The sequence below is a fragment of the Paenibacillus sp. J22P15 genome (assembly GCF_056269345.1).
On the sequence record NZ_JBWDNT010000030.1, the window covers coordinates 1 to 23565 of the forward strand.

Consider the following 23565-nt stretch of genomic DNA (forward strand, 5'->3'; position numbering starts at 1 on the left):
CGCAAGCGGTTTGCTGACAGCTGTGAAGGATGGTGCGGTGAAAATCGTAGCAACAGCAGCAGATGGTTCCGCAGTAATCGGAAGCAAGGTCATTACAATTAGCGGTCAAAGTGACACGCCAGATCCAGACCCTGTGACGGTTGAATCAATTGCAGTAACAAGTACAGTCGACACAATATCGGCAAAAGGCGGCACGCTACAACTAGGAGCTACTGTACTCCCTGAGAATGCAACGAACAAAGCTGTAACGTGGTCGTTATATGAAGCAGATGGAACGACGGCAACGGATAAAGCAACAATAAGCGCAAGCGGTTTGCTGACAGCTGTGAAGGATGGTGCGGTGAAAATCGTAGCGACAGCAGCAGATGGATCAGCAGTAATCGGAAGCAAGGTCATTACGATTAGCGGTCAAAGCGACACGCCTGACCCAGACCCTGTGACGGTTGAATCAATTGCAGTCACAAGTAACGTTGACACAATATCGGCAAAAGGTGGCACACTGCAACTAGGAGCTACTATATTGCCAGCCAATGCAACTAATAAAGCTGTAACGTGGTCGTTATATGAAGCAGATGGAACGACAGCAACAGATAAAGCAACAATAAGCGCAAGCGGTTTGTTGACAGCTGTGAAGGATGGTGCGGTGAAAGTCGTAGCGACAGCAGCAGATGGTTCCGGAGTAATCGGAAGCAAGGTCATTACGATTAGCGGTCAAAGCACAAGTGGTGGCGGTAACAACGGCGGTGGAAATAACGGTGGAGGCAACAGCGGTGGTACGACAGAGCCGTCTGTAGAGAATCCAGCACTGTATGAAACCAATGGAAGCGAGCTTACCGTTGATGCGGCTCAGAACAAAGTGAAGGCTGAGCTGGATGCAGAAGCCTTTATGAAGAAGGTTCAAGCATTTGAACAAGCAGGGCAAGGGGCAGGCTCGGTACTGAGCATTGAGGTTTCTGGTTCTTACGCAGGCTACGAGGTAGTAATTCCAGCAGAAGCAATGAATCATTTGGCAAGCAGTAAGCCGAATGCATTCATCGAAGTAAATAGTCCATTAGGAAGCTATGCATGGCCGGTTTCTGAGCTGGGAGGGAAAGTCCTTGATCCAAACGGTCAAGTGATTGTACGCGTTGAACAAGCAGACCCGGCAGTACAGAAAGGTTTGGAAGAAAAGATTGCTAGTAGCGGTACAAGGATACGAGGTGCAGTTGTTAGCTATGAAGCAGAACTGAAAGAAAAGGGAGCGACAACGGAGCTAACACCAACAGGTTATGTAGAGCGCACACTGATCGTAGATGGTGCAGTAAGCCATCCGAATGAAGCAACGGTAGTGAAATACGATCCGGCAACAGGCGAGCTTTGCTTTGTTCCAGCTGTATTTACAGTGAAGGCCGGCAAGACGATAGCAACGATCCAACATAACGAAAACGGCCTGTATGTGATCGTAGAAGGGAAGAAAACCTTCGCAGATATGCAAGGTCACTGGGCGCAGCAGGCAGTAGAAGCACTGGCATCTAAGCTGATTGTGAAAGGGAAAACAGAATCGACATTTGATCCTAAAGGTCAAGTGACGCGTGCAGAATTTGCGTCTTTGCTCGTGAGAAGCTTAGGTCTGTCGAGTAAAGGTTCAGATCAAGCATTTACTGACGTAGCAGCAAGCAGCTGGTATGCAGCAGATGTGAGCGCAGCGGTACAGTATGGATTTGTTCAAGGCGTAGGTAACGACAGATTTGCTCCTGAGGCACGCATTACGAGAGAGCAAATGGTCGTGATGATGATGAATGCGATTCAGTTTGTACAAGGAGCGGCAAGTATGGGAGCAGGTGAGCCTTCCTTTGTAGATCAGGCTCAAATCTCATCTTATGCTGAAAGTGCAGTTGCGGTAGCGGCAGAAAAAGGACTGATTAATGGAAAAACAGCAACAAGCTTTGCGCCGAAGGATCTGACTACTCGTGCTGAAGCAGTAGTCGTTCTGAAAAATGCATTGCAATACTTAAATTTTATCAATAAATAGATGTTAATACTGCGCCTGATCTCTACACTGGATCAGGTGCAGTTACATTACAGTGAGTTATTTCCAATATATTGAAAGGAGATTAAAATATGTATTTTAATAAAAAGAAATCTTTGGCGAAACGTTTGTTAATCGGTGCATTATCGTTAAGTTTATTTGTACAGTTTCCAGCGCCTATCTCAAACAATCAGACGGCATTCGCCTTTGAGGGAGATCAAGGTAATGAGCCTGCATCAGTTGTCGGCAACGTAGACTTGTTTGATCAGAAAACGTTTAACCTTATGGTAAAGCAAAGTGGTCTTAATATGGATCTGGCAGGCGGCTCAAATAATGATGGCGCTTCATCATCGGAAGATGGTGCGCAAATCGTGCAAAATTCATATACAGATGGTGACACATACAATGATGAATGGTCTGTTATCGATGCAGGTGAAGACCAATTCGAATACAGCTCAGGGTGGGAGTCATGGGGGGGGAATCATTATTCCAATCAGACTGATGCTGATGCGCTTCTAAGGTTTACTGGCTCGCAATTTAAATTATATGGGACGAAAGACACTAATCATGGGATTGTAGCGATCTCCATTGACGACGATCCTGAAGTCTTAATTGATACATATGCTCCATCACGAGAAGAACAGCAGTTGCTTTTTGAAAGTCCAATGCTGACGAATCAAGAGCATGTATTGCGAATTAGAGTAACAGGAACCAAAAATGAACAAGCAAGCGATACTTTTTTTACACTTAATTATGTTGATCTTATATCGCGAGTAGATAGATTAGTAGAGTCGATTACGGTAAGCAGTGAAGGTGAAGTTTCGGAGATTACAACCCAAGGGGAAGCAACCATTCTACCTGCATCGACTTTGGCTGCAGATTATATCAACCCATCGCCGATCAGTTCCTACTCAGGCGAAGACTTTAGTTTGATGAACGATGGGGATATCAGCACCGCAAGCTACATTAATAGAGTTCAAGTTATTGGTGACTGGTATGGGTTGGATCTTGGCAAAGTTGTTAGTATAAATGAGATTTCCATTACACAGGGCCGACATAATGCGGACCATGATATTTTTCAGAAAGGGATGCTAGAGTATTCACTTGATAATCAGACTTGGACATCTATCGGCACAGAGCGATCTGGCTTCAAAATCACAGAAAAAAGTCTTAATCTAGAAGCCCAATATGTGCGATATCGTGTAACATACGCGGGGATTCCAAAAGTAAAATCTGACTTATGGACAGCTATTAGGGAGTTTACTGTAAACGGTCAAAGCGGAAAAGCGGTTGTGTATACGAATGTTAACGCACTGCAAAATACAGACGTTTTTTCTTCTGAAATATCATCTGAATTAAACAATGTCAACAATATCACGCTGGGACCGTGGCAATACATTGGTTTAAAGCTGCCTGCGATTACAGAGATCGCACAAGTCGAGTTTAATGCAACTAATACGGATGTCGTACTAGAGTCTTCCGTCACTGGCTCACAATGGTGGCCGGTGACGGATGGTGATTCTTCTATAAATGCAAGATATTTCCGTGTAATCAATAACACAAGCAACAGCATGACTTTCGATCTCGAAAAATTATTCATCTTGCGTCCTACTCGGTTATTAGCAGATTTGGATCTAATCAATATCAAGGAATATCTACGAGCATTCTTAATTCCACCTACCTTTATTTTTACAGGTGAAAATATGACGTATGCACCAGGACAGCCTGAAGGTTACCGTAACTTTATCCAGCATTTTGAAGAAAGGGTCCGTGGTGAAGCTACGCCTACTCAGGAAAACTATATATTTAATACACAAAAGGTAGGAATGACTTCTGCAGAATTATTGACTGAATTATCTAGACGAGTCATAGATTTTAAGTCGCAAGTAGCTTTTGTTTTGTTAGGTAAGGAAGATGCGAATCAGAATATACCGCTAAGCACATTTAAGTCGAATGTAAAATCGATCATCAGCAAGCTTAGAGACTTAGGCGTCGTACCTGTATTGCAGACACCGATTTATCCGAATGATGAAGCGATTGTATCTAAATTACTTCCGTATAAAGAAGTTGTGGAGCAAGTTGCATCTGAGGAAAGCGTTGTACTAATTAACCATTTTGAAACATGGAAAGCCATGACTGATCGTTCTTTGTTAACAATCTCTGACGGTACATTGCCAAATGAATTGGGTCATTTACAGTTGTCCAAAGAGCTGATGACAACGTTCGGTGTTGGTGGAAGCGGGGCAACTTGGGATCTGAACGGTTTCCCGGCAGATATAAGAGAGCCACTTCAGCAATCGGTCGATAAGGACATTGCGTTCATGAAGTTGGGTGACAGCGCAGTAGTCATCGATATCGAAACAACCCTGCACGGTATGTCAAATATAGAGAAGGTCGTCGTGACGCTGCGTGCTGATGATGAACAAGTAATTCGGGAGACTCAAAATTTAACAGGTATCGTGACGATTGGAGACTTGACTGCCGGAAAATCATATGTGTTATCAGTGAAAGCCAAGCTGTACGGCGAAAATAAATATATAAAAGTAAATGATACGTATATCAATTCCACCAAGACTGATCAGGTAGTGGTTCCAGACGAGCTTCAAGCACTTATTAACGGTAGCAAGCCCATAAATTGGTTGTTCACAGGTGATAGTATCACTCATGGAATTCACTATAATAATGGACACAAATCGTATGTCGAGCTATTTGGTGAGCGAGTAAAGGGCGAGATGGCATCGGATAATCCTGCCAGAGCGAATGATATCGTTCTCAATACAGGAGTATCGGGCAGGAATACACAGCAATTGTTGGATAATTTTGATCGATGGGTTGCGATCAATAATCCAGATGTCGTATTTATTGCGATGGGGATGAATGATAGTAACAACTATTGGGTGCCAATCGATCAATTTGAAACTAATCTGAAAAATCTGATTGACAAAGTGCGAGAGATTGGCGCAATTCCGATTTTGCAAACGATCAATACAGTTAAAGAATCAGCACCGCGTTCAGCGACTCTGCCGGCTTATGTTGAAGTGATTCGTAAAGTGGCATCTGAGAAAAATGAATTGTTGGTCGATCATTACAAGTATTGGACAGAAGCGGAGAAAGATCAGTCGGAAATTAAAAACGTATGGTTAGGCGATGATATTCATCCAAACCATATTGGTGGAACGCACATGGCGGCGGTTATTTTTAATACACTTGGTTTATATGATCCAAACAGCTATATTTCGAATCTGCGATATAGTGTTGCACCAGTTGTAGAGACATTAAACTCTTCGCCTAAAGTGACAGTGAAGAATGGCACTTTGTCAGTAGATCTGCCTTCAATAGTTAGTATAGCTGGAGGGGCTATTGCAGTTGAGCGCGTTTCTGTGATGATTACTACAGACGATCATGAAATAATCACTAAGGAATCGCGCGATATGAACGGAGTAATTCGTTTTAGTGAGCTACCATCAGGGACGTATACAGTGAAAACCAAGGTGAAAGTGAAAGGACAAAATAAAGAGTTAATTTTAAAAAATAAGAGCGCCGTTATCGTTCAAAACGTTGCGAATACCTCATTGTCTGCCGTCGAAGATTCTGTCCAATCTGGTAACTCTTTAGATATTCAATATGGGTTGACCGGCACACAGGAAGTTTACACACAAGATATTACAATCAGCTACGATGCAAGTGCGCTTGAGTATGAACTCGGATCGATTAAATCCATCAAAGAAGGAATCGTTATTGTCAATGAGCCGAGCGTTATAGTTCCTGGAAAGCTGCGTGTTATTTTAGCTAGTTCGGGGGTTACGGGAACAGCGCCAATATTACAGTTGAGCTTTAAGGCCAAGGAGACAGCACAGCCAATTGATGCGAGTATAGCAATAACCAAATCGCAGATCAGTGATCGTAACGGCCATGAAATACAAGCAGTACTATCCACGATCAATATTCGTGTTACACCACCGACGGAGGTAACGATCATTGGTGATCTAAATCGCGACGGTCAAGTCAATATTGACGATTTGGCGTTACTTGCCGTGAATAATAGTAAAAATATTAACAGTACCGATTGGGAGATTGTCAAAATATATGATCTTAGTGGGGATGGGGTGCTGGATATTGAAGACCTTGTGATCGTAGCGAGAAGTTTTATTGAATAATTGAATTAAGAGAACTGGGCACTCGGAATAACAACTGCTTATAAAAATGAGAATAACACGAACGAATATGGTCTAAGTAAATCGGCATTATATCAATGGATCAATGAACGTAAAGAGATAACGGTAAAGAACAAGCAGATCTCTTTATTAGATGTGATGACGTCTCAGATACCCATATAAACTACAATAAAAGGAAGTTGAGTCTATTGAAAAGAAAAATACTAGCAATTAGTTTAATGACGCTATTGTTATGTAGTTTGTGGCCGTCAATTCTATTTGCGTCGGAGGGACCAGAATTTTATGTAAACGTCTCTAAAACTCAAGCAAAGATTAATGACACGATTTCTGTTGAGATTGGTGTGAGAAATGCACAAGATTGGGTTGCACATGAACTGAATCTATCATTTGATCCTTCGTATTGGACTATTGATAAAAACTCGTATACAACAAATTTAGAAGGCTTTAGTTCAGTTGTAAATGTAAATTTGCTGGATGATGGTCATTTGCGTGCTGTATATACAAAACTAGGTAAAACAGAGGGTGAAAATGGGGATCTAATTTTAGGTAAAGTGGAAATAAAAGCTAAAGCGAATGGCACAGCTACGTTTACACTAGACAAGATTAAAGTGGGACAAACAAGCGGAAATTGGACGACCTATATCCCACTCGCACAGGCTGTTGTGGAAATTAACAGTGGTGGTAACAACGGCGGCGGTAACAATAGTGGTGGTAACAACGGCAGCGGTAACAATGGTGGTGGTAACAACAGCAGCGGTAACAACGGTGGAGGTAGCGATGGAGGCGGCAGCACGACAGGGCCGTCTGTAGAGAATCCAGCACTGTATGAAACCAAAGGAGGCGAGATTACCGTTGATGCGGCTCAGAACAAAGTGAAGGCTGAGCTAGATGCAGAAGCCTTTATGAAGAAGGTTCAAGCATTTGAACAAGCAGGAGACAACGCAGACTCGGTACTGAGCATTGAGGTTTCTGGTTCTTACGCAGGCTACGAGATAGCGATTCCAGCAGAAGCAGTGAATCGTTTGGCAAGCAGTAAGCCGAATGCATTCATCGAAGTAAATAGTTCATTAGGAAGCTATGCATGGCCGGTTTCTAAGCTGGTAGGGAAAGTTCTTGATTCAATCGGACAAGTGATTGTACGTATTGAACAAGCAGACCCGGCAGTATTGAAAGGATTGGAAGAAAAGCTTGCTGGCAGCGGTACAAGGATACGAGGTGCAGTTGTTAGCTATGAAGCAGAACTGAAAGAAAAGGGAGCGACAACGGAGCTAACACCAACAGGATATGTAGAGCGCACACTGATCGTAGATGGTGCAGTAAGCAATCCGAATGAAGCAACGGTAGTGAAATACGATCCGGCAACAGGCGAGTTTCACTTTGTTCCAGCCGAATTTACGGTGAAGGACGGCAAGACGATAGCAACGATTCAACATAATGAAAATGGCCTGTATGTGATCGTAGAAGGGAAGAAAACCTTCGCAGATATGCAAGGTCACTGGGCGCAGCAGGCAGTAGAAGCACTGGCATCTAAGCTGATTGTGAAAGGGAAAACAGAAACGACATTTGATCCCAATGGTCAAGTAACGCGTGCAGAATTCGCGTCCTTGCTCGTGAGAAGCTTAGGTCTGTCGAGCAAAGGATCGGATCAAGCATTTACTGACGTAGCAGCAAGCAGCTGGTATGCAGCAGATGTGAGCGCAGCGGTACAGTATGGATTTGTTCAAGGAGTAGGCAACGACAGATTTGCTCCTGAGGCACGCATTACGAGAGAGCAAATGGTCTTGATGATGATGAATGCGATTCAGTTTGTACAAGGAGCGGCAAGTATGGGAGCAGGTGAGCCTTCCTTTGCAGATCAGGCTCAAATCTCATCTTATGCTCAAAGTGCAGTTGCGGTAGCGGCAGAAAAAGGACTGATTAATGGAAAAACAGCAACAACCTTTGCTCCGAAGGATCTGACTACTCGTGCTGAAGCAGTAGTCGTTCTGAAAAATGCATTGAAATATTTGAATTTTACTAATAAATAGATGTTAATACTGTGCCTGATCTCTACACTGGATCAGGTGTAGTTACATTACAGTGATTTATTTCCAATATAATGAAAGGGGATTAAAATATGTATTTTATTAAAGTGAAATCTTTGGCGAAACGTTTGTTAATCGGTGCATTATCGTTAAGTTTATTTGTACAGTTTCCAGCGCCTATCTCAAACAATCAGACGGCATTCGCCTTTGAGGGAGATCAAGGTAATGAGCCTGCATCAGTTGTCGGCAACGTAGATAAAAAAACGTTTAACCTTATGGTTAAGCATAGTGGTCTTAATATGGATCTGGCAGGCGGCTCAAATGATGACGGCGCTTCAATTGTTCAATGGGAAGCGAGCGACAGTCTGAACCAGCAATGGACATTTGAACAGACATCATCTGGGTATTATAAAATTATTTCGAAAAGCAGCTCAAAGGTACTTGTAGTTGATGGGGCATCATTGGATAACGGTGCGCGAATCGTGCAAAATTCATATACAGATGATGACACATACAATGATGAATGGACTGTTATCGATGCAGGTGAAGGCTACTTTCAATTACAGAACCGTGAAAGCGGCAAAGTGATTGAAATAAATAACGGAGATACAGAACCGGACGTCTCATTTACGCAAAATGAGAATAGCTCATCAGATCATCAAAAGTTGTTCCTATCCTTTGATAGACGGGTGAATCACGATACGACAGGATCGGGTGAAGATCAATTCGAATACAGCTCTGGATGGGACTCTTGGTGGGAGGGGCATTTTTCGAATGAAGCTGAGGCTGATGTACTTCTTAGGTTTACTGGTTCACAAGTAAAACTATACGGAGGGAAAGGAATGGATCAAGGGATTATAGCGATCTCCATTGATGATGGTCCTGAAGAGGTCGTAGATGCGTATGCCGAATCGTGGGCAGCTGAGCATTTGCTTTTTGAAAGCCCAATGCTGACGAATAAAGAGCATGTATTAAAAATTAGAGTAACAGGAACTAAAAATGAACAAGCAACAGATACTAATTTTACACTTAATTATGTTGACCTTGTATCGCGAGTAGATCAATTGCAGGTAGATCAATTGGTAGAGTCGATTGTCGTAAGTAGTGAAGATGAAGTTTCGGAAATTACGACGAAAGGAGGCACGCTGCAGCTAGGAGCAACAGTTCTGCCTGCAAATGCCACGAATTCAGCCGTAAGCTGGACCGTCCATGAAGCTGATGGCCAGACATTAACAGATAAAGCGACGATAGATGCAAGCGGCTTATTGACTGCAGATAAGGATGGCGAAGTCACAGTCGTAGCAACAGCGACAGATGGCTCAGCAGTAATTGGCTCAAAGATTATTACGATCAGCGGTCAAAACAATCCGACAAATCGTCAGGAGCTGAATTTCAATACGGGTTGGTTGTTTCACCGCGAGGATGTCAGCGAAGCTGAGGCAGCTAGTTTCGACGACAGCGGATGGGAAGGCGTCAACTTGCCCCATAGTGTTCGCTTGGAGCCGAAAATTAACAGCGGCGCCAATCCAAACTACCAAGGCATTTCTTGGTATCGGAGGCATTTAACGCTGGATGAAACTTATATCGGCAAGAAGTTGTTCGTTGAATTTGAAGGCGTGATGACCAACGCTGATATATGGGTGAATGGTCAATATCTCGGTATACATTATGGGGGATATAATTCATTCTCCATTGATATTACAGACTACGTTAATTTCGACGGGACGGACAATGTAATCGCTATCAAAGCAGATAATCGAGATGACTTGCAGACGCCTCCAGGCAAGCCGCAAAAAGAATTAGATTTTTCATATTTTGGCGGCATATACAGAGATGTTAAGCTGCACGTAACGGACAAGTTGCATGTAACGGATGCAGTATATGCTAACAAGGTAGCAGATGGCGGGATATTTGTTACATACCCATCGGTTAGCTCCGATCAAGCAACTGTCCAAGTGAAAACGAATATCATGAACGAATATGTAACGGATAAAAACACACGTGTTAAAACATCGATTGTTGATCGTGACAATCAAGTAGTTGCAACACTTGTTAGCGAAGCACAAACTATCGCTGCGGGAGAAGACTACACCTTTATTCAAACGTTAGAGGTTAACAATCCGAAGCTTTGGCATCCTAATCATCCTAACCTATACACAGTAGATACGGTTGTGTATGACGGGACTGCTGTAGCAGATACCTATAACACTCGTATTGGGATTCGCGAGATTAAATTTACTGCTGATGAAGGGTTCTTCATTAACGGAGAAAAATTACTGCTGTATGGGGCAAACCGACATCAGGAATATTTATATGTAGGCAACGCGATGCCTAATTCAGGTCAATATCGTGATGCTAAGCAATTGAGAGATGGTGGCTTCAACAACGTTCGAGCAGGTCACTATCCACAGGACCCGGCATTTCTTGATGCGGCAGACGAGCTTGGATTGACCGTCATTGCACCGACGCCAGGCTGGCAGTTTTTTGGTGATGAGGTCTTCCAAGAGCGTTCCTATCAAGCGATACGAGATATGGTTCGTAGAGATCGAAACCATCCAAGTATCATTTTGTGGGAATCCAGCTTGAATGAAACATCATATTCTTTTGAATATGCTCAGAATGCGCATAACGCCACACATGAGGAATATCCTGGAGACCAAATCTATACATCGGCGGAGTATGGACTTTGGGGTAAAGAAATATATGACGTGAACTATAGGGAAATCAACACTCAATCGAAGCCGCTTATTACGAGAGAGTGGGGAGATGACTGGAATGAGAAAGCATCAAGCCCTGAAGGACTGCGTTCTTCTAGAAAAATAGGCGAAATTGATATGCTCAACTCCACTATATTGCGTCAAAAAGCGTTGAATGGCGATAATATCGTCGATTGGGCAGCCGATTGGGCAGGACTTAATGCTAATCCACGCATCGCAGGGCATGTAGTATGGAGCTACAATGACTACAATAGAGGCTATGACAATGATCCAGCTTATACAGGGCTGGTAGACTTGGATCGATATCCAAAATTCAACTATTATTTTTTCCAAAGCCAACGCGATCCTAACATTGAGTTAAATGGGATCGATTCTGGACCAATGGTATTTATTGCGAATTATTGGACGCCAACATCTCCAAAAGATGTGATGGTGTCAAGCAATGCTGATCAAATTAAGCTGTATTTGAATGATAGGCTCATTGCCACTCAGGATCCGGATAGTGGATTGAATCATGTGGCACATCCTACATTTACATTTGAGAATGTACCATGGGAAGCAGGAACACTAAGAGCAGATGGGCTAATCAACGGTGTTGTCGTAGATACACATACTGTAGGCACACCAGGAGAACCGCATCATCTATCTGTGGAATATGATACGAAAGGTATAGATTTGGAAGCCGATGGCTCTGATCTCGTCACCGCATATATTACAGTGCGAGATGCTGACGACAATATTGTTCCAACCAATGCCTTTTCCGTTTCACTAAGTGTAAAAGGTGAGGTCGGAATCATTGGCAACGGAGAAACACGTACGTATGCAAACCCTGTTGCAGTAGAAGGTGGCGTTGCGGCAGCGATTGTACAATCCACACGTACGCCAGGAGTTTTGGAACTAACTGCGACAGCTGATGGCTTGCTTGCGGGTAGTGCTGAGATTAGTAGTATTCCAAGTCAAAGCGTGTTTGTGCCAGGCGGAAGTGATACGCAAGAAAATAAATTTGTAGGCGAAAATATAGCATTAAACAAGACTGTAACGACAAGTGGAGAGGGAAGCGAGCATCCAGGATCAAGTGGCAATGATGGAAGTGAAGCAACATATTGGGAAGCAGATGCTAACGAATCTCAAGCATGGTGGCAAGTTGATTTGGGAAGCTCCTATAATATTACCGGATCTGAAATTGTGTGGAGGGATCATACTTCATTCGATCAGTACAAAATTGATGTGTCTGACGATGGAGTGAACTGGACGACAATATTGGACAAAACAGACAATATTAGCATCGTGGATAAGCAACGCGATAAGCTTGCTGCTAATGCACGCTATGCGCGGATTACAATAACCGGTGCGGAAAATGATGCAATTGGATTTTATGAGTTTAAGGTGTTTGGAGTTGCTCCGTTTCAGAACAACGCAGAACAATTCCCTTCATTAGTAAACGTTGCACTGAATAAACAGGTAACTGCTAGCAACTCGCTTAGCGGCAATGAACCGTCAAAAGCGAATGATGGCAATAGCCTTTCATGGTGGGAAGCCGATGAACATGCTCCTAGCTGGTGGCAGGTGGACTTGGGCGCGTACTATAATCTGGAAGGCAGTAAAATCCTGTGGGGCAGAGACAATATGTATTACAACTACAGAATTGAAGTTTCTGCGGATGGTGTTACATGGTCGCAAGTGTCGGGTAGACGAGCTTCCGGACAAGATATGAAGAAGGATAGCTTTACAGCAACAGCGGTCCGCTATGTCCGGGTAAACGTGGATTCTCTTGAAGGCGGTACGGGCAATGAGCGGCCAGCAATAAGAGAAGTTCAAATTTTTAGTGAACCGACTAACGTTGCATTGAATAAGTCTGTAATTTCGGATAGCTATCAACATAATAATTGGGTCGAAAATAGTATTGATGGTGATGAGTGGAGTCGGTGGAGCGCATCAGACGGAAATACAGGGCATTGGTTGTTGGTCGATTTAGGAACTAATTATGATTTATCAGGAACGAAGATAAAGTGGGAAGCTGATAATACACAATATGGTTATCGTATTGAGGCTTCGAAAGACAAAGAGAACTGGTCTGTAGTAGCTCATAAGTCAAGTGAACAGCAAATCCAATTTGACTACTTTAATACGTCCGCAAGATATATACGTATTCAAGTGACTGATCTGCAGCCTGGCGTATGGGCAAGTATTTATGAGTTTGAAGTGTTTGGCGCTGAGCCTAACTCCTCTTTGGATCGTTTTAACAATAAGACTTTCCATTTGACGGTTGTGAGCAACCAATTGCGTATGGACGTGTCTGGAAACTCTGATCAAGACGGTGCCAAGATTGTTCAATGGAATGCAGGCACAGCTCGCAATCAGCAATGGACATTTGTAGAAACTGATCCTGGCTATTACAAAATCATTTCCAGAAGCAGCTCGAAGGTGCTGGCAGTTTCCAATACTGCGATGGAAGACGGCGCTGAGATTATACAGTATACGTATACTCAGGATGAGGTTTACAACGATGAATGGTCGGTTGTTGATTGGGGAGATGGCAGCTTCCAATTGAAAAATCGTCAAAGCGCAAAAGTAATTGAAGTACCGAACAATAAATCAGTACAAGGTACGCAATTTGTACAAGGAACTGCAGGGGAAGGAGAGCATCAAAGATTCTATTTAACTTTTAATCGAACAATTAACGACAATGCTACTGGTTACGAAGCAGATGAGTTTGAATATAGCTCAGATTGGGACTACAACTATACTGAGTCTGGAGCTTACATGGAAGATATTCATTACTCTAATAAAACGAATGCAACTGCTACTATTCGCTTCACTGGTTCCGAATTACAGTTATTTGGTCCAAAAAATAGCAATCAAGGTATTGCTGCTATTTCAATAGACGACGGTGAGGAAATATTAGTAGATATGTATGCTTCTTCGAAACTAAGTCAGCAATTGCTGCTAGAATTAAAAGATTTGCCTAATGTGGAGCATAAGCTCGTCATAAGAGTTACAGGGGACAAACGTTCTGAGGCAAGTAATTCCTTCGTAGCTATTGATCGAATCGAAGCAGCATCCTATGCTGGATCGTCGAACCCTGATCCGGACCCAGTTAAAGTTGAGTCGATTGCCATAACAAGCACAGGGAATGTGGCATCTATTACAAGCAAAGGTGGCACGTTGCAACTAGGAGCTACTGTACTCCCTGAGAATGCAACGAACAAAACTGTAGCGTGGTCGTTATATGAAGCAGATGGAACGACAGCAACAGATAAAGCAACAATAAGCGCAAGCGGTTTGCTGACAGCTGTGAAGGATGGTGCGGTGAAAATCGTAGCGACAGCAGCAGATGGTTCCGCAGTAATCGGAAGCAAGGTCATTACAATTAGCGGTCAAAGCGACACGCCAGACCCAGAGCTAGTAGAGGTAGAGTCGATTGAAGTAACAAGTACAGGCAATACCATTACGGCAAAAAGCGGCACGCTGCAACTAGGAGCGACTGTACTCCCTGAGAATGCAACGAACAAAGCGGTTACGTGGTCGTTATATGAAGCAGATGGAACGACAGCAACGGATAAAGCAACAATAAGCGCAAGCGGTTTGCTGACAGCTGTGAAGGATGGTGCGGTGAAAATCGTAGCGACAGCAGTAGATGGATCAGCAGTAATCGGAAGCAAGGTCATTACGATTAGCGGTCAAAGCGACACGCCAGACCCAGAGCTAGTAGAGGTAGAGTTGATTGAAGTAACAAGTACAGGCAATACCATTACTGCAAAAAGCGGCACGCTGCAACTAGGAGCTACTGTATTGCCAGCCAATGCAACGAACAAAGCTGTAGCGTGGTCGGTATTTGAAACAGATGGAACGACAGCAACGGATATAGCAACGATTAGCGCAAGCGGTTTGCTGACAGCTGTGAAGGATGGTGCGGTGAAAATCGTAGCGACAGCAGCAGATGGATCAGCAGTAATCGGAAGCAAAGTCATTACAATTAGCGGTCAAAGCGACACGCCAGAGCTAGTAGAGGTAGAGTCGATTGAAGTAACAAGTACAGGCAATACCATTACGTCAAAAGGCGGCACACTGCAACTAGGAGCTACTGTATTGCCAGTCAATGCAACGAACAAAGCGGTTACATGGTCGTTATATGAATCAGATGGAACGACAGCAACGGCTAAAGCAACAATAAGCGCAAACGGTTTGCTGACAGCTGTGAAGGATGGTGCGGTGAAAATCGTAGCGACAGCAGCAGATGGTTCCGGAGTAATCGGAAGCAAGGTCATTACGATTAGCGGTCAAAGCACAAGTGGTGGCGGTAACAACGGCGGTGGAAATAACGGTGGAGGCAACAGCGGTGGTACGACAGAGCCGTCTGTAGAGAATCCAGCACTGTATGAAACCAAAGGAGGCGAGCTTACCGTTGATGCGGCTCAGAACAAAGTGAAGGCTGAGCTGGATGCAGCAACTTTTATGAAGAAGGTTCAAGCATTTGAACAAGCAGGGCAAGGGGCAGGCTCGGTACTGAGCATTGAGGTTTCTGGTTCTTACGCAGGCTACGAGGTAGTAATTCCAGCAGAAGCAGTGAATCGTTTGGCAAGAAGTAAGTCGAATGCAGTCATCGAAGTAAAAAGTCCATTAGGAAGCTATGCATGGCCGGTTTCTGAGCTGGTAGGGCAAGTTCTTGATCCAAACGGACAAGTGATTGTACGCGTTGGACAAGCAGACCCGACAGTACAGAAAGATTTGGAAGAAAAGCTTGCTAGTAGCGGTACAAGGATAAGAGGTGCCGTTGTAAGCTATGAAGCAGAACTGAAAGAAAAGGGAGCGACAACGGAGCTAACACCAACAGGTTATGTAGAGCGCACACTGATCGTAGATGGTGTAGTAAGCAATTCGAATGAAGCAACGGTAGTGAAATACGATCCGGCAACAGGCGTGATTCGCTTTGTTCCAGCCGTATTTACAGTGAAGGACGGCAAGACGATATCAACGATTCAACATAATGAAAATGGCCTGTATGTGATCTTGGAAGGTAAGAAAACATTCGCAGATCTACAGGCTCACTGGGCGCAGCAGGCAGTAGAAGCACTGGCATCTAAGCTGATTGTGAAAGGGAAAACAGAAACGACATTTGATCCCAATGGTCAAGTGACGCGTGCAGAATTTGCGTCCTTGCTCGTGAGAAGCTTAGGTCTGTCGAGCAAAGGATCGGATCAAGCATTTACTGACGTAGCAGCAAGCAGCTGGTATGCAGCAGATGTGAGCGCAGCGGTACAGTATGGATTTGTTCAAGGAGTAGGCAACGACAGATTTGCTCCTGAGGCACGCATTACGAGAGAGCAAATGGTCGTGATGATGATGAATGCAATTCAGTTTGTACAAGGAGCGGCAAGTATGGGAGCAGGTGAGCCTTCCTTTGCAGATCAGGCTCAAATCTCATCCTATGCTCAAAGTGCAGTTGCGGTAGCGGCAGAAAAAGGACTGATTAATGGAAAAACAGCAACAACCTTTGCTCCTAAGGATCTGACTACTCGTGCTGAAGCAGTAGTCGTTCTGAAAAATGCATTGCAATATTTGAATTTTACTAATAAATAGATGTTAATACTGTGCCTGATCTCTACACTGGATCAGGTGCAGTTACATTACAAAGACTTATTTCCAATATATTTAAAGGTAATTAAATTATGTATTTTGCATTGATGAATGCTACTTTCAATTGAAGAACCGTGAAAGCGGTAAGGTGATTGAAATGCATAACGGGGATGACACATGGGGAGCTTCCTTTACGCAACATGAGAATATCTCAGAAGATCATCAAAAGTTTTTTTATTCGATCCAAATGCGACAGCAACTAGAGTAGTAGCTATTACTAAATGAAGAAACTAGGATGAAAGATAGTTTGGAGTATTCAAGAAATATTAATGTAACGATAGTGGCTAATATATAACAATAAGGAGATTGATTATTATGCGATTGAGAGTAATTTCATTATTTTTATCATTATTCATGATTATCTCGATATTTCCGTTGAGTCCTGCCAAAGCCGCTCCTGAAATCCTTTCTGAAGGCGATTATTCTATAGACATGAATAATATCCCAAAAGTTTATTTGGGAGAACATAAGGAATGGGAAACACTTTATAATGCAGCATGGCAATTTCATAAAAAAAATATTAGACATACCGATTCAATGATTGGCTTGAGTGAGTATTGGGTGGACGAAGCATTTGATGATAGGCTTTTCCAATGGGATACGTTGTTTATGATGTTATTTGACAAATACGGCTTCAATGAATTTCCTGTGCAGCAATCAATGGATAATTTTTATGCCGGTCAATTTGATTCCGATGGTACGGCATCTGGAAATCAATTGAACGGATTTATTTCTAGGATGATTTATGAGAAGAGCGGCAGTCCGTCCTATGTCTATACAGATACCGATTCCATCAATCCGCCTATGTTTGGGTGGGCGGAATGGGAACAATATCTCTTGCATAATGACAAGGAGCGATTTACACAGCCAATCACTTCTTATATGTCGACTGATATCTCAAATGTACCAGGTAATGTGAAGCCAACGACAAAAACATTGTTGCAGAGGCTGACTGAATATTTTGAATTTATTAAGAGAAACAGGACATATTCGAATGGTGTCGGGGAAGGTTTATTTTATTCAAGTGGTCAGGCGAATGGCCTTGATAATACCCCGAATCAGGACTGGGGGCAACAAAAGCAAGTTTATAATGATATAAGTATTCAAATGGTGCAATTTGCTGATTATATTTCAAAAATTGCAACGGAAGTCGGCGAAACGGCTATTGCGAATAAATATGCTGAAGAACGAGAACGTCTTAAAGACTTAATTAATTCTACATTGTGGGATACTACCGATGGTTTTTATTACAACGTAGATAGAAATACAGGAGAATTCACCCGAATACAAACTCCGACAGGACTTTGGGCATTAACTGCAGGAATAGCTTCCGAGGAGCAATCCGAAAGGTTAATTGAAACGGTACTGAATTCCGAAAAGATGTTCCGCCCGTACGGACTATCGACGGTAAGATATGATTATTCTTCATTTAAACCTACCGGGGGATATTGGAATGGGGCCATCTGGTCACCAACTTCTTATCAAACTATTCACGGTCTGAGACAAGCAGGCTATGGGGATTTGGCGTTTCAAATGGCTATACAACATATGGATGCTTTCTCGAAAGTCTATGAAAAAGGTGCATATGATAGAACGGGACAGTATTTGCACACGCTGTGGGAAAACTACTCTTCTGAATATTTGAGGCCTGGGTCTACGGAGTATTCTGATACAGAGCCTTCAAGAAAAGATTTTGTAGGTTGGTCAGGTGCTATAGCTATTGCAGCACTTATTGAGGATATTATCGGAATTAATATAAACGCACCTCAAGATACAATCAATTGGACGATCAGACTTTTAGAAGAGCACGGGATCGATGACTTGAAGTATGGGAATGAAAAGAATAATTCGAATAATATTGTATCACTCCGCGCAGCAGCGAGACAGAGCGGAACGTCAGGCACGACAGTTACAATTCAAGCACAAAAGCCATTTACATTAAAGGTTCATCTCAATGGTTCACTCCAGGTATTCCAAGTGGAAGAGGGAAATAATACGTTTACGGTTGAAGGAACTGCAGGGAATTCGCCTTTCTTAAACTCGATAAATTATACGCTTGAAGACCCGAAGGCCAATCTCGCTTCTATTATGAATAGTAAGGATTTTGTTTTGTTTAAGAATGTACAGGACCAAACTGTAGTCGACGGAATCAAAAATAGATTCGGGAAATCAAAGCATGAAAGACTTATCTACAATGTCAATACGATTGGATATCGAGACGCGCAAATTCAGCCAAGTGCGACTATGAATACATTCACCAATAGTACGGAATTTTACGAAGTTGTAAAATATGGAAAAGAAGATGGATTTATGGTGATGGCGCCAGCTAATAATGAACTGCAGACGTTAAAGTTGGTAGTTGGTGTTAAAAATGCTAAAGCCAGCCTGATAACAACATTAAGTGATGGTTCACAGCCAGAGGTTGTGACTGAGCTTACAGGCGGAGATACAGAGCAAGTGTCTATCGTAGAAATCCCATATAGAGCGGGTTCGATCGACAAGTATGTAATGGTCAAATTTATAATTAATGAAAATGAGCCTAACAAGGAAGGAACAATTAGTTTGAAGGGCGTTATGCTAGATGATAACGGAACGGAATATACACGAACGCCTGAAACTCCATACAATGTATCGGTAACACCTGGAGACAACAGTTTAACTGTGAATGCTGATGTGAAGGGAAAGGCTGACTTAGATGGTTTTAAAATACATGTTGGAAGCTCGCCGCTTAATATCGAAGATGTATATGAAGCAAAACAGTTGCCTATTACGATACATGGACTGGAAAATTACAAAAAATACAATGTAGCTGTACAAGGTGTGAAAAATGATGTCATAGGAAATTTGAGTGAATTTATAGTCGGTATGCCAGAAGAAGGCGAGGATGGTTCGTCGCCAAAGGAGAAGATTGACAGAGATTTCAACTCGATTTTACAGCTAATATTAAATGGTAACTCTAGTATTGATAACATAACGGAAAAATTAAATTTTGACAGCTTGCAAGGGCAACTCTATGGAAGCACAGCAAAAGTTTACACGCTGAACTCGGACATTATTGATATAAACGGAAATTTGTCGAGACCTGCCGGGCTAGGTAATGAAAAAAAGGCGACTATCGCAATAGAAATGACTAATGGTAACTATGTGATGACAACAGAGCTAATTCTAACGGTAAAGCCTATTGACCAAACGATAGAGCCTTATGTTGTTGGTGCGATAAACGACTACTCGTCTAATATTAATTTGACTCAGCAGGGCAAGTTGGATTGGGTTCATTTAGACCGCATAGCGACTAACTTCCCAAGGAAACAAGATGCAAACCTGATTTCCGATCTTGTGTTCAGCCAGGGACAGCCAGATGAGAATCCGACAGATTATCCTAGAAAGGTATATTATTCTGACGGCGTTATGGATGGAATTAGTATTTCTTCTGTAGATGAAACTGACGAAAGGTCAAGATATTTTGTAGGCATGGCAGGAGAAGGCAAAGAAACGGAGTTTACGTTGCCGAGCGAAAGTGGAATCAGAGAAGTGAAAATTTATGCTGGATCCTGGGATAGTACAGTTCGAATCGAAGCATCTTCCGTAAATGATCCTACTAAAGTCTATTATTCGAATAGCTTCAGTAAAGACAGTTCATCAGGGTTGCTAGACAAAGAGATTTCTATTCGATATCAGCTCCCAGAAGCTGATCGTCTCAAGGTGACTGTATCTGTTGCCAGCGGACAAAAAGCATTTTTGCATGCTATTACGTTGACTGATGTAGATGAGATATTGAATCCGAAGCCGAAGGTAGAGGTGTTGGACCCACCTAGTCAACTAAATCTTTCGATTGAAGGAAAGAAGGACTGGTTGCATTTCAATAATAAGGACGTATCTCATCATGAGAGAAAAAATATTGCCGATGGATGGATCGATGAGATCTCTCTTATGCCGAATACGAAAATTGAAGGCGTAGCTGCAGACACGACAACCAATTATACGTATACCGATGCAAAGGGCACGAACTTTGTGCACTACTCGGGGAACAAGAAAGGACTTATTGCTCAAGAGTTAAACAGTGGTTTTACGTTTACATTACCGTATGCGGAGAATGAGCAGCAGGTCAAATTATATGTTGGATCATGGGCGTCCAAAGTTGCGGCGGAGTTTTATATTGCCGAAGAAGGAAGTCAAGACATCTTATATGCCGAAGGGGAGTTTACAAATGCGGTGAATGTATTTGGAACGCCTGCTCAGAGTAAAGTTATTCAACTGAATTACCGTTTGAATCATCCCCAGCAGAAACTGAAAGTAAAAGTTTATAACAAAGCAGTCTACGATAATGAGTGGGCCAATATGTCGCTGCAGGCGATAACTCTACGTGAACTTGAAGATACTTACAGTATACTGACTGCTTCTGCTGGAGAGGGCGGTACTATTACACCGAACGGAACGATGTCCGCTATTAAAAATTCGACCTCATCTTTTATTGTAGAGCCGTTATCGGGATATGAGTTGGACAAGTTGCTTGTGAAAGGTCAAGAGGTTTCAGGCTTTACCGGGTTAAACTATCAATTGAAGGTCAATGAAGACGAGATAGACATTCGCGCCGTATTTAAGCCGAAAAATTTTACTGTAAATACAATTACTGGCGACGGTGGAAATATAATCGCAGACAAGCCTGAAGTGGAATTAGGAGGAACGGTAACATTTACAGTCACCCCTGATGAACATCATGAAGTTTTAGGTGTTCAAGTAAACAACAAGCCTGTGACTTTGGATGAGAATAATCAATATACCCTCATTGGCGTCAAAACGAAGGTTATAGCATCAGCAGTGTTTAAGTCGACGAATATTGTCCCTGTACAGCATTTGATAACAGCAACAGCTGGCGAAGGTGGAACGATTAGTCCAAGCGGTGAAGTTATAGTGAATAATCAGGCTGACAGGGACTTTATTATTACGTCAGATGAAGGGTATGAAGTAAGTGAGATTTTGGTTGACGGTGTACCGGTTGATCTGGAAAGCAACAAGTATACCTTCAAAAATGTGTCTCAAAATCATACCATTGAGGCTGCCTTTAGAGCGAAGCCTACGCCTAAATACACGATTACGGCAACTGCAGGTAATGGAGGCGAAATTTCGCCAGCCGGAGATATTGAAATTCAGGAAGGCGAAGGGAAAGCCTTCAGTATAACTGCTCATGCTGGCTATCAAATCAATGATGTTCTCGTTGACGGCGGCTCTGTTGGACAGATTTCAACTTATGCTTTTGAGAACGTGGCAAGAAATCATACAATTTTTGTTACTTTCAAAAGCGCTTCTGTCGGGCCGTCAGTTGATCTTGAAGCTTCTGAAGTGGGCAGTTTGTCAGACATTGCTGTTGCCTTTGGAACGAAACAAGCTGATCTTCTGTTACCTCAGCAAGTAGAAGTTACATTAAGTGACAGTAGCAAACACTTCGTAAATATTGCAGCGTGGGATAATGGTACACCAAGCTATGAGGCTACGACTGCAGGTAGCTATTTGTTTAGAGGAGAGCTTGTGTTGTCTGAACAATGGAGCAATACTCAGCAATTGCAGGCAGAAGTAAAGGTAATTGTTGCTACTCAAAGCAACCCAGGCGGTAATGGAAATGGCGGCAACAATGGCGGAGGAAACAACGGTGGAGGCGGCAGCACGACAGAGCCGAGTGTCGGAGATCCAGCAATGTATGAAACTAAAGGTAGCGAGCTTACGGTAGATACAGCTGACAACACAGTGAAGGCGGAGCTGAATGCAGCAACTTTTATGAAGAAGGTTCAAGCATTTGAACAAGCAGGAGAAAACGCAGGCTCGGTACTGAGCATTGAGGTTTATGGTTCTTACGCAGGCTACGAGGTAGCGATTCCAGCAGAAGCAGTGAATCGTTTGGCAAGCAGTAAGCCGAATGCAGTCATCGAAGTAAATAGTCCACTAGGAAGCTATGCATGGCTGGTTTCTGAGCTGGTAGGGAAAGTTCTTGATCCAAACGGTCAAGTGATTGTACGTATTGAACAAGCAGACCCGGCTGTACAGAAAGGTTTGGAAGAAAAGCTTGCTAGTAGCGGTACAAGGATACGAGGTGCCGTTGTAAGCTATGAAGCAGAACTGAAAGAAAAGGGAGCGACAACGGAGCTAACACCAACAGGTTATGTAGGGCGCACACTGATCGTAGATGGTGTAGTAAGCAATCCGAATGAAGCAACGGTAGTGAAATACGATCCGGCAACAGGCGAGCTTCACTTTGTTCCAGCCGTATTTACGGTGAAGGACGGCAAGACGATAGCAACGATCCAACATAACGAAAACGGCCTGTATGTCATTTTGGAAGGCAAGAAAACCTTCGCAGATATGCAAGGTCACTGGGCACAGCAGGCAGTAGCAGCACTGGCATCTAAGCTGATTGTGAAAGGGAAAACAGAAACGACATTTGATCCTAATGGTCAAGTGACGCGTGCAGAATTTGCGTCCTTGCTCGTACGAAGCTTAGGTCTGTCGAGCAAAGGATCGGATCAAGCATTTACTGACGTAGCAGCAAGCAGCTGGTATGCAGCAGATGTGAGCGCAGCGGTACAGTATGGATTTGTTCAAGGAGTAGGAAACTACAGATTTGCTCCTGAGGCACGCATTACGAGAGAACAAATGGTCGTGATGATGATGAATGCAATTCAGTTTGCTCAAGGAACAGCAAGTGCTGAAGTAAGTCAGCCATCCTTTGCAGATCAGGCTCAAATCTCAACCTATGCTCGAGATGCCATTGCAGCGGCGGCAGCAAAAGGATTGATAAATGGCAAGACGGCAACAAGCTTTGCGCCGAAGGATCTGACTACTCGTGCTGAAGCTGTAGTCGTTCTGAAAAATGCATTGCAATATTTGAATTTTATCAATAAATAGTTCTCTGCACTTAGTCTGATCCATCAATGGATCAGACTAAGTAACACGATGAAAAAATCTCAAATCGCGCTGAAGAAAGCATTGAGCTATTTACATTTAATTAATTC

Annotated in this window: 5 protein-coding genes; all 5 read left to right on the forward strand. The window is 43.0% G+C overall.

Annotated elements, in window-relative coordinates:
- A partial coding sequence (locus tag AC0YN6_RS28850) for an S-layer homology domain-containing protein (RefSeq protein WP_475751493.1) occupies positions 1-2011 on the forward strand: 2011 nt, incomplete at its 5' end.
- 89 nt (positions 2012-2100) lie between these two features.
- On the forward strand, positions 2101-6165 hold the full coding sequence (locus AC0YN6_RS28855) for a GDSL-type esterase/lipase family protein (protein ID WP_475751495.1): 4065 nt from the start codon (positions 2101-2103) through the stop codon (positions 6163-6165).
- 206 nt (positions 6166-6371) lie between these two features.
- Positions 6372-8210 (forward strand): S-layer homology domain-containing protein, encoded by a 1839-nt coding sequence (locus tag AC0YN6_RS28860; RefSeq protein ID WP_475751497.1) that lies wholly within the window; start codon positions 6372-6374, stop codon positions 8208-8210.
- Between the two features lie 89 nt (positions 8211-8299).
- Positions 8300-16504: a discoidin domain-containing protein gene (locus AC0YN6_RS28865; RefSeq protein ID WP_475751499.1), complete on the forward strand. Its 8205-nt coding sequence runs from the start codon at positions 8300-8302 to the stop codon at positions 16502-16504.
- Positions 16505-16876: 372 nt separating this feature from the next.
- Complete coding sequence (locus tag AC0YN6_RS28870) at positions 16877-23458, forward strand: S-layer homology domain-containing protein (RefSeq protein WP_475751500.1); 6582 nt, start codon at positions 16877-16879, stop codon at positions 23456-23458.
- Positions 23459-23565: the final 107 nt, after the last annotated feature.